Origin of the sequence: Actinokineospora pegani (genome assembly GCF_009745975.1) — a bacterium.
Lineage (GTDB): Bacteria > Actinomycetota > Actinomycetes > Mycobacteriales > Pseudonocardiaceae > Actinokineospora > Actinokineospora pegani.
The window spans coordinates 86,529-102,645 of the sequence record NZ_WHOL01000086.1; the positions used below are offsets into that span (position 1 = coordinate 86,529).

Annotated in this window: 14 protein-coding genes; 3 read left to right on the forward strand and 11 right to left on the reverse strand. The window is 73.0% G+C overall.

Annotated elements, in window-relative coordinates:
* Positions 1-27: 27 nt before the first annotated feature.
* A complete protein-coding gene (locus GCL84_RS14415; protein ID WP_156755967.1) occupies positions 28-951 on the forward strand; it encodes a 5'-3' exonuclease in 924 nt (307 codons plus the stop codon).
* A 536-nt stretch (positions 952-1,487) separates the two neighbouring features.
* Here GCL84_RS14415 and GCL84_RS14420 read toward each other — a convergent pair.
* From GCL84_RS14420 to GCL84_RS14465, 10 genes are all read right to left on the reverse strand, one after another.
* Positions 1,488-2,669, reverse strand: coding sequence for a GNAT family N-acetyltransferase (locus GCL84_RS14420; protein WP_156755968.1), 1,182 nt, complete (start codon positions 2,667-2,669; stop codon positions 1,488-1,490).
* A complete protein-coding gene (locus GCL84_RS14425; RefSeq protein ID WP_197523245.1) occupies positions 2,669-3,865 on the reverse strand; it encodes a GNAT family N-acetyltransferase in 1,197 nt (398 codons plus the stop codon). Before GCL84_RS14425 ends, GCL84_RS14420 begins: the two co-directional genes overlap by 1 nt.
* Before the next feature lie 80 nt (positions 3,866-3,945).
* Entirely contained in the window at positions 3,946-4,617 is a 672-nt protein-coding gene (locus tag GCL84_RS14430; RefSeq protein WP_156755970.1) for a DUF4333 domain-containing protein, read from the reverse strand.
* Positions 4,618-4,777: 160 nt separating this feature from the next.
* Complete coding sequence (locus GCL84_RS14435; protein ID WP_235926249.1) at positions 4,778-7,561, reverse strand: DEAD/DEAH box helicase; 2,784 nt, start codon at positions 7,559-7,561, stop codon at positions 4,778-4,780.
* Between the two features lie 90 nt (positions 7,562-7,651).
* Positions 7,652-8,539 (reverse strand): diacylglycerol/lipid kinase family protein, encoded by an 888-nt coding sequence (locus GCL84_RS14440; RefSeq protein ID WP_156755972.1) that lies wholly within the window; start codon positions 8,537-8,539, stop codon positions 7,652-7,654.
* A gap of 36 nt (positions 8,540-8,575) precedes the next feature.
* Positions 8,576-9,520 carry a twin-arginine translocase subunit TatC gene (gene tatC / locus GCL84_RS14445; protein ID WP_156755973.1) on the reverse strand — a complete coding sequence of 315 codons (945 nt, stop codon included), beginning with the start codon at positions 9,518-9,520 and terminating at the stop codon, positions 8,576-8,578.
* A 150-nt stretch (positions 9,521-9,670) separates the two neighbouring features.
* Entirely contained in the window at positions 9,671-9,997 is a 327-nt protein-coding gene (gene tatA, locus GCL84_RS14450; protein WP_156755974.1) for a Sec-independent protein translocase subunit TatA, read from the reverse strand.
* The gene (locus tag GCL84_RS14455; protein ID WP_156755975.1) at positions 9,978-10,223 is read right to left on the reverse strand and encodes a bacteriophage holin; all 246 of its coding nucleotides are present in this window, start codon (positions 10,221-10,223) and stop codon (positions 9,978-9,980) included. Before GCL84_RS14455 ends, tatA begins: the two co-directional genes overlap by 20 nt.
* Positions 10,224-10,287: 64 nt before the next feature.
* Entirely contained in the window at positions 10,288-11,265 is a 978-nt protein-coding gene (locus GCL84_RS14460; protein ID WP_156755976.1) for a helix-turn-helix transcriptional regulator, read from the reverse strand.
* Complete coding sequence (locus GCL84_RS14465) at positions 11,262-12,284, reverse strand: helix-turn-helix transcriptional regulator (protein ID WP_156755977.1); 1,023 nt, start codon at positions 12,282-12,284, stop codon at positions 11,262-11,264. Before GCL84_RS14465 ends, GCL84_RS14460 begins: the two co-directional genes overlap by 4 nt.
* 518 nt (positions 12,285-12,802) lie before the next feature.
* On the opposite strand from GCL84_RS14465, the gene GCL84_RS14470 reads away from it, so the two are divergent.
* Positions 12,803-13,006, forward strand: coding sequence for a cold-shock protein (locus GCL84_RS14470; protein WP_156755978.1), 204 nt, complete (start codon positions 12,803-12,805; stop codon positions 13,004-13,006).
* 68 nt (positions 13,007-13,074) lie between these two features.
* On the opposite strand, the gene pafA is transcribed toward GCL84_RS14470, so the two are convergent.
* Entirely contained in the window at positions 13,075-14,433 is a 1,359-nt protein-coding gene (gene pafA / locus GCL84_RS14475; RefSeq protein ID WP_156755979.1) for a Pup--protein ligase, read from the reverse strand.
* Positions 14,434-14,566: 133 nt separating this feature from the next.
* Between pafA and GCL84_RS14480 the strand changes: the two genes are divergently transcribed.
* Positions 14,567-16,066, forward strand: coding sequence for a bifunctional phosphatase PAP2/diacylglycerol kinase family protein (locus tag GCL84_RS14480; protein ID WP_156755980.1), 1,500 nt, complete (start codon positions 14,567-14,569; stop codon positions 16,064-16,066).
* Positions 16,067-16,117: the final 51 nt, after the last annotated feature.

A 16,117-nucleotide genomic window follows, 5' to 3' on the forward strand; every position in this document is an offset into this window, starting at 1 on the left:
GGGCGCGGGCGGCCTAAGCTGCGCCCTGTGAGCAGCCCCCTGGTCCTGTTGGACTCCGCCAGCTTGTACTTCCGGTCGTTCTTCGCCCTGCCGGAGTCGATGACCGCGCCGAACGGGATGCCGGTCAACGCGGTCCGGGGGTTCGCGGGGATGATCGCCCAGGTCATCACCGAGCGGAAGCCCTCGCGGCTGGTGGCCTGCCTGGACGCGGACTGGCGGCCTGAGTTCCGGGTGGCGGCGATCCCCAGCTACAAGGCGCAGCGGGTGGCCGACCCGGCGGCCAACGCCGAGGAGGTGCCGGACACGCTGACCCCGCAGGTGCCGGTGATCCTGGACCTGCTCGACGCGCTGGGCATCGCCACCGCGCAGGCCCAGGGGTACGAGGCCGACGACGTGATCGGGACGCTGGCGCACCGCGAGTCCGCGGCCCCGGTGGAGGTCGTCACCGGCGACCGGGACCTGTTCCAGTGCGTGCGCGAGACCCCGACGCCGGTGCGCGTGGTGTACGTCGGCCGCGGCTGGTCCAAGGCCGAGGTCATCGGACCCGACGACCTCGCGGCCAAGTACGGCCTCCCCGCCGAGGGCCTGGCCTACGCCGACATGGCCGTCCTGCGCGGCGACCCCTCGGACGGCCTGCCGGGCATCACCGGCATCGGCGAGAAGACGGCGGCCAAGCTGATCACCAGGTTCGGCTCCCTGCAAGCCCTCGTAGACGCCGCCGCGGCCGGGGACAGCGAGGTGCCGCCCAAGGTGCGCACCGCCTTCGAGCGCGACGCCGAGTACCTGGCCAACGCGCCCCGCGTCGTCCGCGTGGCGACCGACGTCGAGTGCGAGTGGACGGGTGACCCGGCACTGCCCCGGGAGGTCGACACGGCCCGGGTCGAGGCGCTGCGGGACGAGTGGAACCTGGGCAGCGCCGTTGATCGGTTGTTGAAGGCCGTGCGCGGCTAAGGCGTGTCCGCCGGAACGTTGATCGAGGGGTTTGATCAGCTCGTCGTGTGGCGCACGGTGATCTGACGGATCCCGTTGTCGCCGATACCAGGGCAGGGCCGTGGTGGCCGACGGGACGTGGGCGCGGCTCAAGCGACAGGTCCAAGGCCGCGCCGAGGCCGGGGGTGACCTCGGCCCAATCGCCGGCAGCCCCAGGGCTGGACCGGTCCCGGGGCCGATCACCGTCGACCCATGCCACCCCCGGCCAGGCCGCGGACACGAAGCTGTGAGCCCCCAGCGACGGGATCAGGTCACCAACCGGCAGCGCCAAAGATCGACCGGCGGGCGGCCCCCGTCCTTCGACACCGATGCCCACAAGCGGCGCAACCAAGTCGAACGGGGAATCAACCACCGCAAGCAGATCGCGCCGCCGCGACCCGCTACGACAAACTCGCCCTGCACTGGCAGGCCACCAACGACATCGTCGAGACCATCGACTGGATCCGAACCACCCCAGACAAACACGACCATGACCCGGCGGACACGCCCGGGCGTGTTCAGAAGTAGGTGCCGCACCAGGCTGGGCGGGGCAGGCGGAAGGCGCGGTCCGCGCGGGCGGCGGCTTCCGGGGAGCGGGCGCGGAGCCTGCCCACGGCGGCCAGGGCCGTGGCTGACCACTCGCCCAGGTAGAGGCGGGCCAGGACATCGGCGTCGACTTCCACGTCGGGGTCGGCGGGTCCTTGGTGCACGCCGGACTCCGAGACGGTGTAGACGCCTGCGTTGGCGGGCAGGAGGGGGTCGTTCACCTTGATCACGGTGGGGCCGGCCCAGGTGCGTTCGGCGAGGGCTCGCGGGACGTCGACGACGCGGAGCCAGAGGTCGTCGTTGAGGGTTTCGTCGGTGATGGCGCGGGGGTCGGTGAACAGGGCGCGGACCAGTTCGTCCGGGGGCCGGGCCCAGGTGCTGACCTCGGCGGCCAGGTCGATCGAGAGCAGGAAGCGCCACAGGCCCGCCACGGCGTTGTCGTCGGCGGCGACGAGGTTGGGGACGTCCAGGCGGGGTCCGTCGGGGTTGTCCCGCACGGTGGAGAAGACGGCGAAGCCGTCGTCGCCGTCGGGGCCCGCGTGGATGACGAAGCGCAGGTCGTCGGTTGGGCGTTCGAGGGCGGTGCGCCACCACTGGGCGGGGCGGGCCAGGGCGCCGGGGCGGGTCCGGCCGACGCGCGCGTAGAGGTCGGGCAGGACGGCGACGGCCTCGTCCTGTTCGACGAGGCGGACCCGGCCGCCCGTGGGCGCGGTGGGGGCGAACGGGACGCCGGTGCGGACCGCGACGCGGGGGGCGCGGGTGGCGACGCCGTAGCCGAAGCGGCCGTAGATGACCGGCTCGGAGGCGTGCAGGGTGGAGAACACCTCGCCGCGCTCGACCGAGTCGGCCAGGGTGGCGCGCATCAGGGCGGTCAGCAGGCCGCGGCGGCGGAAGTCCGCCCGCACGCCGACCCTGGTCAGCATGGCGGTGGGCAGGTCGGCGCCGCCGGGCACGCGCAGCGCCGACCCCCAGGTCATCGCCGTGCCCGCCAACGTGCCGTCGAGGTACGCCCCGAACGCGCGCCCGGGCTGGTAGGAGCGGACCAGCACCTCCCACTCCGCGTCCTTGACCGGGTTGACCAGCAAGGAGCGCAGGAACAGCTCGTACGAGGCGCGCAGGTCGTCCTCGCCGAGCGGGCGGACCTCCGGGCCCATCAGAACGACGTCCCGGAGTAGGCGGTCTCGGCGAGGGCGAACGCGGTGTCGGCACGGGCCAACGCCTCCGGGCTCGCCGCCGTCAGCCTCCCGACCCCCGCCAGCGACGTGGCCGAGGTGGCGCCCAAGTAGAGCTGTGACAGCACATCCACGTCCACGACGATGTCCGCCGCGCCCCCGCCACGCTCCACACCGGACTCCGAGACGCGGTGGACGCCGGAGTTCCCCGGCAGGAGCGCGTCCCGCACCTCGATCGACAGCGGGCAGGCCCACGACCGCGCCCGCAACGCCCGCTCCACGTCGACCAGCCGCAGCCACAGGTCGTCGCCACTCACGCGGGACGTGACCGCGCGCGGGTCGACGAACATGTCGGCGACCAGCTCGTCGGTGGGCCGTGCGAACACGAAGACCTCCCGCACCAGGTCGATGGACAGCAGGAACCGCCACAGCCCGATCGCCGCCCCCGTGTCGGCCGCGACGAAGTCGACGACGTCCAAGCGCGCCCCGAACGAGCCCGGCGTGCGGGAACTCATGAACAGCGCGGCCCCGTCGTCGCCGTCCGGTCCGGTGTGGACGATCGCGCGCAGCGGCCGCTCCATCCAGCCGAACAGCGCGTCCCACATCGGCCGGGCCCGGACCATGGCCCCGGTCCGGCCCACGGCGCACCGGTCGTGCAGCGGGGCCAGCACGTCGACGATCTCCTCGCGGGTCCCGTCGACCAGGCGCACCCGCCCGCCCGCGGGCAGGCCGGGGTGGAAACGGGCGAGGTCGGCGCGCACGGTGACCCGGTCCAGGCGGGAGGCCAGACCGAAGCCGAAGCGGCCGTAGATGACCGGTTCCGACACCTGCAGGCCGCACAGCGGCTCACCGCGCTCGGCGGCGTCGGCCAGCAGCGCGCGCATCAAGCCGGTCAGCGCGCCGCGGCGGCGGTGGTCGGCGCGGACGCCCACCCGGCTGATCGCCGCCATGCCGAGCTGGTCGCCACCGGGCACCCGCAACGAGGACGACCAGGCGAGCGCCGTGCCCGCCAGCTCCTCGCCCGCGAACGCGCCCAGGGTGCGGCCGGGCTCGAAGGTGCCCGCGTACGCGTCCCACGCGGCGTCGTCCACCGGCGGGCGGTGCATCGACCTCAAGAACAGGTTCAGCGACGAGCGGTGCTCGGCGTCGAGCAGCGGCCGGATCTCCAAGTCACCCACAGCACCGATCCTGCCCGGACGCACCAGGGGCGCGCGACTCGATTTCACGTCGCGCGCACCCGGTCTGTCCTGCTCGTGCCTCAGCCGTCGGACGGCGGGGCCACCTCGTACTCACCGTCGTCGGTGCGGACGGTGATGCTCACGGTCCGCTTCTCGCCGTCGATGGTCGCCTCGCAGGTGAACTTGCCGCCCGCCTTGACCTCCTGGTCGGCCGGGCAGGTCACCGATTCGACGTTCTCCACCGAGTACTTGCCGGTGAGGATGCCCTTGACGCCGTCCTGGACCGCGGTCTGGTCGAACACGGTCTTGTTGGCGAAACCGGGCGCGACGAACGCCAGCACCGCGCCGACGCCCACCAACAGCACCACGGCCACCACGGCCACCCAGACGCCCGCGTTGGACTTCTTCGCGGGGGCGCCGCCCGGGTAGGGCTGCTGGTGCTGGCCCGGCTGGTTCGGGTTGTACCCGCCGTACTGCGGCTGCTGGCCATACCCCTGCTGCTGCTGCGGCGGCGGCGCGCCGTAGCCCTGCTGGGGCGGCTGCTGGCCGTACTGCGGCTGCTGCTGGGTCGGCTGGGGCTGCTGGTACCCGTACTGCCCCTGCTCCGGCGGGTACGGGGACTGCCCTGGCTGCGGGTGGCCCTGCTGCGGGAAACCGCCGGACGGTGTCCCCGGCGGGTTGCCGCCGTAGGGTTGCTGCCCCCACGGCTGCTGGGGGTCCTGCCCACCGGACGGCCCGTAGGGGCTGCTCATCGTGTACGCCTCCACCAGGTATCGGGGTCGCGTGGCCGAGCAGGCTGCTCCCCCATGCCACCGCTTCCCCCGCGATCAAACCACAGGCAGGCCCACGGCACCCACCCGCACCCCGACGTGGGCCGACCCGGGTGAGCGCCACCGGACGACGACCAAGCCGTCACGTGGTGGCCAGCGCGACCACCCCGCGGCGGATCGCCCGCACCGCCTCGTCCGCGGCCTTGCCGACCGGGTCCCCCCGGCCGACCACGGTGGCGATCTGGTCGAGCAGGTCGATCACCTGCCTGCACCAGCGCACGAAGTCGCCCGCGGACAGCTCCAGGCCCACCGACTCGGCGGCGTTGATCACCCGTTCCAGCGACTCACCGCGCGCCCAGCGCAGCACCGTCCAGGCGAAGCCGGGGTCGGGCTGGCGGGTGCGCTCGAGCCGGTGGTGGCGCTCGTCGGCCTCCAGCTCCGCCCACAGCTTGGCCGTCTCGGCGACCGCGTCGGCCACCGCGCCGCCGGGCAGCCGCGACTCCATCGGCCCGTCCCGGCGCGCCTCGTAGACCAGGCACGACACGACCGCGGCCAGCTCCGGGGCGGGCAGGCCCGCCCAGACACCGTTGCGCAGGCACTCGGCGGCGAGCAGGTCGGACTCGGAGTACAGCCGGGCCAGCCGCCGCCCGTGCTCGGTCACCACCTGCTCCCCCGCCCGCTCACCCTCACCGGGGGCCAGGTAGCCCCGGGCGGCGAGCAGGCCGCGGATGCGGTCGAAGGCCCTGGCCAGCGTGTGCGTGGTCGCGGCGACCTTGCGCTCGACGGACTCGGTCTCGGTCAGCAGCCGGTGGTAGCGGTCGGCCCAGCGGGCGTGCGCCTCCCGGTCCTGGCAGCCGTGGCAGGGGTGGGCGCGCATCGCCCGGCGCAGCGCGGCCAGGTCTGCGTCCTCCTCGTCCGCGCCGCCGCGGCCGCGGCCCCGGCGCGCGCGCACCGGCATCTCGATGCCGCTGGCGTGCAGGGTCGAGGCCAGGTCGCGGCGCGAGCGCGGGGAGCGGATGTCGACCTGCTTGGGCAGCCGCACCCGGCCCAGCGCCGAGACCGGGCCGGGGAAGTCGGCCACCGACAGCCGCCCGGCCCAGCGGTCCTCGGTGACCACCAGCGGCCGCGGCTCGTCGGTCGGGTGCAGGCCGGGGTCGATCACGATGGCCAGCCCGGAACGCCGCCCGGTCGGCACGGCGATGACATCGCCCTTGCGCAACTGCTCCAGCGAGTGCGCGGCCTCGGCCCGCCCGGCGGACCGGGACTGGCGCGAGAGCGCCTTCTCCCGGTCGGAGATCTGCCTGCGCAGCGACGAGTACTCGGCGAAGTCGCCGAGGTGGCAGGTCATCGACTCGGCGTACCCGGCGAGCGCGTCGCGGTTGCGGTCGACCTTGCGCGACAGGCCCACCACCGACCGGTCGGCCTGGAACTGGGCGAACGACTGCTCCAGGATGTCGCGCGCCGCCTGCGCGCCGAGCCGGTCGACGAGGTTGACGGCCATGTTGTAGCCGGGCCGGAACGACGACTTGAGCGGGTAGGTGCGGGTGGAGGCCAGCCCGGCGACCTGCTTGGGGTCGATCCCGGGCTGCCAGAGCACGACCGCGTGCCCCTCGACGTCGATGCCGCGCCGCCCGGCGCGCCCGGTGAGCTGCGTGTACTCCCCCGGGGTCAGGTCGACGTGCGCCTCGCCGTTGTACTTGACCAGCCGCTCCAGCACGACGGTGCGGGCGGGCATGTTGATGCCCAGCGCCAGCGTCTCGGTGGCGAACACGGCCTTGACCAGGCCGCGCACGAACAGCTCCTCGACGGTCTCCTTGAAGGCGGGCAGCATCCCGGCGTGGTGGCCCGCGAACCCGCGCTCCAGCGCGTCGCGCCACTCCCAGTAGCCCAGCACCGTCAGGTCGCCGTCGGGCAGGTCGCGGGTCTTGGACTCCACGATCCCGCGCACCTCGGCGGCCTCCTCCTCGGAGTTGAGCCGCAGGCCGGACCGGGCGAGCTGGGTCACCGCCGCCTCGCACCCGGCCCGGGAGAAGACGAACACGATGGCGGGCAGCAGGTCCATGGCCCCCAGCCGCTCCACCACCTCCACCCGCGACGGCGGCTTGAACCGCGGCCCCCTGGACCCCGCCGCCCGGCCGCCGCGCGCCCTGGGGTTGTGCCAGGTCGAGTGCACCCGCCCGACCTCCTCGGCGCGCCGCACCAGGGTCGGGTTGATCTTGAGTTCGCCGCCGGTGTCCTCGCCCGCGAACAAGTCCAGGATGCGCGACCCGACCTGCATGTGCTGCCACAGCGGCACCGGCCGGTGCTCGTCGACGACCACGGTGGTGTCGCCGCGCACCGCCACCAGCCACTCGCCGAACTCCTCGGCGTTGGACACGGTCGCGGACAGGCTCACCAGGGTCACCCACTCCGGCAGGTGCAGGATGACCTCCTCCCACACCGCACCGCGGAACCGGTCGGCGAGGTAGTGCACCTCGTCCATGACCACGTAGCCCAGGCCGTCGAGGGCCGAGGACTCGGCGTAGAGCATGTTGCGCAGCACCTCGGTGGTCATCACCACCACGGGCGCGCTGCCGTTGATCGAGGTGTCACCGGTGAGCAGGCCGACCGACTTCGCCCCGTACCGGGCGGTCAGGTCAGCGAACTTCTGGTTCGACAGCGCCTTGATCGGCGTGGTGTAGAAGCACTTGCGCCCCTCCGCCAACGCCAGGTGCACGGCGAACTCCCCGACGACGGTCTTGCCCGCGCCGGTCGGGGCGCACACCAGCACGCCGTGGCCGCTCTCGAGCGCCTCGCAGCCGCTGACCTGAAAAGGGTCCATCTCGAAGGACAGCTCGGCGGCGAACTCCGTCAACCGGGGAGTCGCCGACCTGCGCCGCGCCGCCGCGTACCGCTCGGCCGGGGGGAAGGGAGAACCATCAGACACCCCACAAGACTTCCACACAACACCGACAACCACAGACGACATTTGCCGCCCGGCGCCCGGCGAGTGTCCACAACCGCGACAGGACCCGGGTCAGCCGACCAGCTCGAGGGCCCCGGGGACGCACTCCGCGACGATGGGCAGCGGGCCGATGCGGTCGCCGTCGGCGTAGGCGACCCAGGCGTTGTCCCCGCCGAGGGACACGCGGCGGGCGCGCAGGGTCCGCACGGCCGGGTGTCCGGTGTGCGCGCCGGTGCGCAGCGTGGGCAGCATGCGCAGCAAGTCCAGCCGGGACACCTCGCCGACGACGGTCAGGTCGAGCAGGCCGTCGGCGGGGTCGGCCTCGGGGCAGACCGGGATGCCGCCGCCGTAGAAGCCGGTGTTGCCCACGGCGACCATGGTCGCGGTCAGCTCCTGGGTGCCCGCGTCGGTGTCGACGACCAGGGTGCGCGGGCGCAGCGCGGCGAGTTCGGCGACGATCGCCAGGTCGTAGCGGCGCCTGCCGTGCGGCCAGCGCATCCGGTTGACCCGCTCGTTGACCGCGGAGTCGAAGCCCGCGCACAGGACGCTGGCGAACCACGCGCCGCCCCCGACGCGCCCCAGGTCGATCCGGCGGCGCGCGCCCACGCGCAGGGCGGTGGCCACCGCGTCCACCGCCACCACCGGGTCGAGCGGCATCCCCAGGCCGCGGACCAGGTCGTTGCCGGTCCCGGCGGGCACCGCGGCCAGCGCCACCCCGTGCTCGGCGCAGAACTGCACACCCTGGTGGACCGACCCGTCGCCGCCCAGCACGACCAGCGCGTCCAGCCCGGCGTCCTTGGCCCGCACCATCAGCGCCCGCGACCGCTGCACCGTGTCGGCCTCGACGACCACCAGGTCGGCGGCCACGGCGCGCAGCCGCTGCTCCACCAGCGGCCGCAGCCGCCCGGCCGAGCCGTGCCCGGACGCCGCGTGCACCGCCAGCGCGACCCGTGGACCCACCACCCGCACCTCCCGATACCCAGGGACCCGGATGGGTCAGGTGACGTCGTCGAAACCGCGGTTGGGCGTGCCCTCGCCCTGGTCGCCCTTGCCCGGCGCCGCCGTGCCGGAGACCGGCTTCTCGACGGGCGGGGGCGGGGGCGCGGCGGCAGGCCCGTCGGGGCGCAACTGGTCGACCGGGGTCGCCTCGTCGTCGGCCAGGCCCGCCGCCAGGTCCTCGGCCGCCTCCCGGCGGGCCTTGCGGCGGTCGTGCACGCGGGTGATCTGGATGGCGAGTTCGAGCAGCACCGTCATCGCCGCGGCCAGGACCACCATGGAGATCGGGTCGGTGCCCGGAGTGGCGATGGCGGCGAAGACGAACAGCCCGAAGACGATCCCCCGGCGCCAGCGGGCCAGGTTCGCGTACGGCAGCACGCCGATCCGGTTGAGCATGACCACCAGCAGCGGCAGCTCGAAGCTGACGCCGAAGATGAGCAGCATGACCAGCACGAAGGAGATGTAGTCGCTGCCGCTGAGGGCGGTGATGAAGAACGACCCGCCGAAGGACACCAGGACCTCGAGGCCCTGCGGGATGACGTAGAACGCCAGCACACCGCCCGCGATGAACAGCACGGAGGCGCAGGCGATGAAGATCATGGTGAACTTGCGCTCGTTGGCGTAGAGGCCGGGGGTGACGAACGCCCAGATCTGGTAGAGCCAGCCGGGCGCGGTGACGACCGCCCCGGCGGCCAGGCCCACCTTGAAATTGATCATGAAGGCCTCGAACGGCTGGGTCTGCAGGATCTGGCAGACGCCGTTCGGGGAGAAGCGCATGTCGGCGGGCAGCGCGCAGTAGGGCTGGAGCAGGACGTCGCCCAGCGCGGGCACCGGCCCCAGGTTCGTGGCGAACCAGATGAAGCCGAACACCCCGCCTGCGAGGATGATCAGGACCGCCAGGCCGAGCCGGTTGCGCAGCTCGTAGAGGTGGTCTTTGAGTGTCATGGTGCCGTCGGGGTTGTGCCGGCGGCTCTTGAGTTTCCTCTGCTCGCGACGGCTTTCAGCCCGGCGGTGCGGATCGCGCGCCACCGTGGGGAACCGAACCCTTCAACTCGTGGGCGGTCGGACCGGTCCCCGCCCGGGGCGGGGGTGGTCTCAGCTCGCGTTCTTCTGCGCCTGCTCCTGGGCGGCGAGCTTGCGCTTGAGCTCGTCGACCTCGGCCTTGAGCTGCTCGGGCGTCTTCTCCGCCTGCGCCGCCTGACCAGCCGCGGGGAGCTGCTGCGCCGGGGTCGCCGCAGGGGTGTCGGCCGTGGGGACCGCGCCGCCCTTGCCGTCGTCGTCCTCGCGCATGCCCTTGGTCTCGGCCTTGATGATGCGCATCGACTGGCCCAGCGAGCGGGCCATCTGCGGCATCTTCTTGGCCCCGAAGAGAAGGATCACCACCACCGCGATGATGATCAGCTCAGTTGCTCCGAGAGGCATCGCTGTCCTCCTGTCTCGTCCGCCTGGTCGATGGTACGCGCTCGGCGACGGCCACCCGCAGCGCCGCGGACCTGGCCCGCAGCAGCCCCGACCGGTCGCCGACCGCCGCCTTCGTCATCTCCGCCGCCGACCGGGTCCGTCCCGCCGACCTCAGCAGGCGCACGACGAACACGGCCACCAGCGCCAGCCCCAGCAGGACCAACACCGCACTCGGCAGGTACGACACGCGGCCCACCTTACCCGTTGGCAGGCAACGCACCGCGCGGCCTCGTGCGTGCGGGACCTGTCGGTCAGGTGGACGCCAGGTGGCGGTCCATCCGGGCGACCGCCGCCGCCGCCTGGGCCCGCAGGACCTCGGCCAGCTCCACCGGCGACTCCACCGCGACCTCGCCGCCGAGGCCGAGCAGCAGCCGCACCACCCAGGACGTGTCGGCGTAGCGCATCCGCACCCGCAACCGCCCGTCCGGCAGCTCCTCCGGGTCCTCCACCGGGTAGTACTCCGACACCCAGCGGGCCTCCTGCCCCAGCACCAGCACCGCGACCCGCTGGTCGGGGGCGGAGCGGAACAGGCCGGTGGAGGTGTCGGTCGGCTCGGCGTAGGGCGGCGGCGCGGCGGCCTCGTCCAGCACCGCGGCCTCGTCGACCCGGTCGACCCGGAACAGCCGCACGTCCTCGGCGCGGCGGCACCAGGCCTCCAGGTAGCCGCGGCCGTCGACGATGAGCATGCGCATCGGGTCGACCACGCGCTCGGTGATCTCGTCCTTGGACGCGGTGTAGTAGGTGATGCGCAGCGCCCGGCCCGCCGAGAGCGCCGCCTGCACCGCGTCCCTGGCCCGCTTGGTCGACCGCGCGCCCTCGCGCACGCCCAACCCGACGGCGACCCCGGCGGGGGTGGCCTGGCCCGCGGCGGCCTCGATCTTGGCCACCGCCCGGCGCACGGCGTCGGCGTCGTCCACCCCGGGCGTGTCGACCAGCGCGCGCAGCGCGACCAGCAGGGCGGTCGCCTCCGCGCCGGTCAGCCGGAGCGGGCGGTTCATGCCCGCGTCGAAGGTGACGGTGACGGTGTCCTCGTCGAAGGAGATATCGATCAGATCGCCGGGGCCGTAGCCGGGCAGCCCGCACATCCACAGCAGCTCGAGGTCCTTGCGGAGCTGCTTCGGGGTGATGCCGAAGGTGGCCGCCGCCTCGTCGATCAGGATGCCCGGCCGCGCCAGGAAGTACGGCACCAGCGCCAGCAGCCGCGACAGCCGGTCCTGCGCGCCGCTCACCGGGCCACCCCGTTCCCCTCGATCGCGGGCTCCAGGCGGGTCCGCCGCTCCGGGCCCTCGGCGGCGGCCAGCAGCCGCTCGCGCACCGCCTTGGCCAGCACGTCCGGTTCCAGCACCAGCGCGTCGGCGCCGTACCCGGCGATCCAGCCCGCCGCCGTGTCCGGGTAGGCCAGCTCCAGCTCGACCACGTCACCGGGCACCCCGTCGACCTCGTGCCGCCGCACGACCGTGGCCCACCGGCGCAGCCCGGCGCCGCGCCCGTCCGCGACCCACAGCTTCACCGCGGGCGAGGGCTGCGACTCCCCGGAGCTGCTGGCCACGAAGCGCAGCAGGTCGACGTCATCCGGTCGGTGCACCTGCCCGGGCCTGCCGACCTTGCGCACCTCGCCGACCACGCGGCTGAGCCGGAAGCAGCGCGGGGCGGACCGCTCGCGGTCGTGCCCGACCACGTACCAGCGGCCGCGCCAGGACACCACGCCCCAGGGTTCGAGCTCCCGCGCGCGCACCTCGACCGGGTTGTGCTTGCGGTAGTCGAAGGACACCGCCTGCCCGGCCTGCACGGCCGCGAGCAGCGGGCCGAAAGCGGGCTCGGTGGTGCGCACCTTGGACTCGACGGCGGTGGGCGCGCTCTCGTCGACGTCGACCCCGGCCGCGCGCAGCTTGAGCAGGGCGCCGTGCGCGGCCCCGGTCAGCTCGGGCGAGTCCCACAGCCGCACGGCCAGTGCCACCGCGGCCGCCTCGTCCGGTTCCAGGTCGATCTCACCGAGCTCGTAGTCGCGGCGGGCGATGCGGTAGCCGTCCACGGGGTCGTCGACCTTGTTGCGGCCCACCTCGAGGGGGATGCCCAGCTCGCGGAGCTCGGTCTTGTCCCGCTCGAAGGTCCGGAAGAAGGCGTCGTCGGATGGCGCGTCGGCATAACCGGGCACGATGGACCGGATGCGTTCCGCACTGAGGTACTGCCGCGTGGAGAGCAGGCACAGCACCAGGTTCACAAGTCGTTCGGCGCGTGCGACGGACACCCGCGCACCATAACGCCCAACGGCCTGGTGGTCGCACACCCCACGCCCGAACACCCGCGCGAGTGAGCTGCCACCTCCCCAGGGTGACCGCACCATCACCCACAGCAAACAACGTTGGGCCAAGCAGGCGAAGTTTCGGGCACGCCTTTTTCCTCGAGCCCGCCCCTCCCCCTTTCTAGCGTTCTTTTTCCCACAACTTCCCAGCGCCTCGCAAGAGGGTTCTCAAATATCTTGATAGTTAATAACAGATTGTTGTCTTGTCACGCAGAGCGAGAATCGGGCGGTGGACGTGCGGCGAACGGGCAACGAACAGCGGCAAACAGGCCGGGGATCCGCGGGCGGCCACCCGTTGCCCGGTATCTCGATAGCGGATACGACATCGAGGAGTCCCGAGGACGGAGTCGTTGTGTGGCAACGATCCGCGGCGAAAGACACCTGGGGCAGGACGCCGAACGCCGCTATCGTTGATCGGGACGAGGGTGCTGATCGGCGGCGCCCGGGTTGGAACAGGAACAGGCATGGCGACTGGCACCGTCAAGTGGTTCAACGCGGAGAAGGGCTTCGGCTTCATCGCCCAGGAGGGCGGCCCTGACGTGTTCGTCCACTTCAGCGCGATCCAGTCCAGCGGCTACCGCTCGCTGGAGGAGAACCAGCAGGTCGAGTTCGAGGTCGTGCAGGGCCCCAAGGGTCCGCAGGCGGACAAGGTCGTCCCGCTCAGCTGAACCGCCTGAACACCGGGAGGGGCCGCGTCCTGCTGGACGCGGCCCCTCCCCGTTTCGTCAGCGCGCCCCTACAGCGAGGCGATCAGCCGCTCGACCCGCTCGTCGACGGCCCGGAACGGGTCCTTGCACAGCACGGTGCGCTGCGCCTGGTCGTTGAGCTTGAGGTGCACCCAGTCGACGGTGAAGTCGCGGCCCGCGTGCTGGGCGGCGGCGATGAAGTCGCCGCGCAGCTTGGCCCGGGTGGTCTGCGGCGGGGAGTCCTTCGCGAGCTCGATCTCGCTGTCGTCGGTCACCCGCGCCACCAGGTCCTTGCGCTGGAGCAGGTCGAAGATGCCCCGGCCACGGCGGATGTCGTGGTAGGCCAGGTCGATCTGGGCGATGCGCGGGCTGGACAGCTCCAGGTCGTGCTTGGCCCGGTAGCGCTCGACCAGCTTGTGCTTGATCGCCCAGTCGACCTCGCGGTCGATCTTGGACAGGTCCTGCTGCTCGATCGAGTCGAGCACCCGGCCCCACAGCTCGACCACGCGCTCGGTGAGCGGGTCCGGCGAGCGGCGGGCGACGTGCTCCACGGCCTTGGCGTAGTACTCGCGCTGGATGTCGAGCGCGGAGGCCTCCCGGCCCCCGGCCAGGCGCACCAGGCGGCGGCCGGTCAGGTCGTGGCTGATCTCGCGGATGGCGCGGATCGGGTTGTCCAGGGCGAAGTCCCGGAACTGCACGCCCTCCTCGATCATCTCCAGCACCAGGTTGGCCGTGCCGACCTTGAGCAGGGTGGTCGACTCGGACATGTTCGAGTCGCCGACGATGACGTGCAGGCGCCGGTAGCGCTCGGCGTCGGCGTGCGGCTCGTCGCGGGTGTTGATGATCGGGCGCGAGCGCGTGGTGGCGCTGGAGACGCCCTCCCAGATGTGCTCGGCGCGCTGCGAGAGGCAGTAGACGGCCCCGCGCGGGGTCTGCAGCACCTTGCCCGCCCCGCAGATCAACTGCCGCGTGACCAGGAACGGCAGCAGCACGTCGGCGATGCGGGAGAACTCACCCGCCCGAGTGACCAGGAAGTTCTCGTGGCAGCCGTAGGAGTTGCCCGCCGAGTCGGTGTTGTTCTTGAACAGGAAGATGTCGCCGCCGATGCCCTCGTCGGCCAGCCGCCGCTCGGCGTCGACGAGCAGGTCCTCCAGGATCCGCTCCCCCGCCTTGTCGTGGGTGACCAACTGGACGAGGTTGTCGCACTCCGCGGTCGCGTACTCCGGGTGCGACCCGACGTCGAGGTAGAGGCGTGATCCGTTGCGCAGGAAAACGTTCGAGGAACGCCCCCACGAGACCACCCGCCGGAACAGGTACCGCGCGACCTCGTCCGGCGACAGCCTGCGCTGTCCGTGGAACGTGCAGGTCACGCCGAACTCGGTTTCGATGCCGAAGATCCGCCGCTGCATCCTGCAAGCCTAGGCCCTAACGCGCCCGGTTACCGTGCGCCGATCGGGGTGCGCCACATGTTGTTATCGAGCGCACCGTGACCAGGCCCGCCCAACCGGCGGATATCACCTGGTTCGGGTTGAATGCACCATCGTGTTCGGACGAGTGCGCATGTCGGCGCGGCGGGTCGGCCGCCTGGACCTCGACCTGATGACCCGCAGCGCCGCTGTGCCCCGCACCGGGGCGGACGCGGCGCTCAAGGCGCTGTCGACGTCGGCGAACAAGGGCAGGCTGTGGTTCGCCGTCGCGGCGCTGCTCGCCGCGCGCCCGGGGTCGACGAGGCGGGCGGCGCTGCGCGGCGTCGGCGCCATCGCCATCGCCAGCACGAGCGCGAACCTGGTGGCCAAGAACCTGTTCCCGCGCAGGCGCCCGGCGGCCGAGCTGCTGCCCCAGCACCGGCGGTTGACCACGCGGCCGACCAGCTCCTCGTTCCCCTCCGGCCACTCGGCCTCCGCGGTGGCGTTCACCGCGGCGGTGGCCATGGAGTCCCCGCTGGCGGCGGTGGCCCTGGCCCCGCTGGCGGTGGCGGTGGCGTACTCGAGGGTCCACACCGGCGTGCACTGGCCGACCGACGTCGCGGCGGGCTCGGCGATCGGCCTCGGCGCGGCGTGGGCGACCCGGCACTGGTGGCCCAAGTCCGACCATGAGGAGGGCCCCGGCCACACCGCGCACCGGGCGGACCCGCCTGCGTTGGAGGCGGGGGCGGGCCTGCTCGTGCTGGCGAACCCGAACTCCGGCCCCGGCGGCGTCGACCCCGGCGAGGAGGTGCTGCGCCGCTGGCCCAGGGCGACGGTGCTGGCCCCGGAGCCGGGCAAGGGCATCGTCGAGCAGCTCGCCGAGGCGCTGACCGCCTCCCCCGGCGAGGTCCGGGCCCTGGGCGTGGCGGGGGGCGACGGCACCGTGGCCGCCGTCGCGGCGGTGGCCGCGGAGCACCGGCTGCCGCTGGTGCTGATCCCGGCGGGCACGCTCAACCACTTCGCCCGCGACGTCGGCGTGGCCACCACGGACGACGCGCAGCGGGCGGCGGCGACCGGCTCCGGCGTGCGGATGGACCTGGCGGGCGTCCAGATCGGCGACGGCGCGGGCGGCGTGGAGCACCGGTGGTTCGTCAACACCGCCAGCCTCGGCGGCTACCCCGAGATGGTGCGGATGCGCGAGCTGCTGGAGTCGCGCAAGTGGGCGAGGTGGCCCGCGGGCGCCATCGCCCTGATCCGCACGCTGCGCGGCGCCCATCCGATAGAGGTCGACCTGGACGGGCGGCGCGAACGGGTCTGGATGCTGTTCGTCGGCAACGGCACCTACGAGCCCAAGGGCTTCGCCCCCAGCCGCCGCCCCGCCCTGGACACCGGCCTCCTCGACGTCCGCTACCTGCGCGCCGACTCCCCCTACTCCCGCGCCCGCTTCGTCCTGGCGACCCTGACCCGCACCTTGACCCGCAGTCACGTCTACCGCCAGTACGACACGGTGGCCCTGGAGGTCCGCCTGCTCGACGGCCACCGCCGCGTCGCCACCGACGGTGAGGTCGGCCCGCTGGGCAACCACTTCCACTTCCGCAGCGAGCCCAGGGCCCTGTCCATCTACCGCGCCGACTAGCGCTTGACCCTGACGTCGCGTCAGGCGACAGGCTCGTTCACGTCAAGGAGG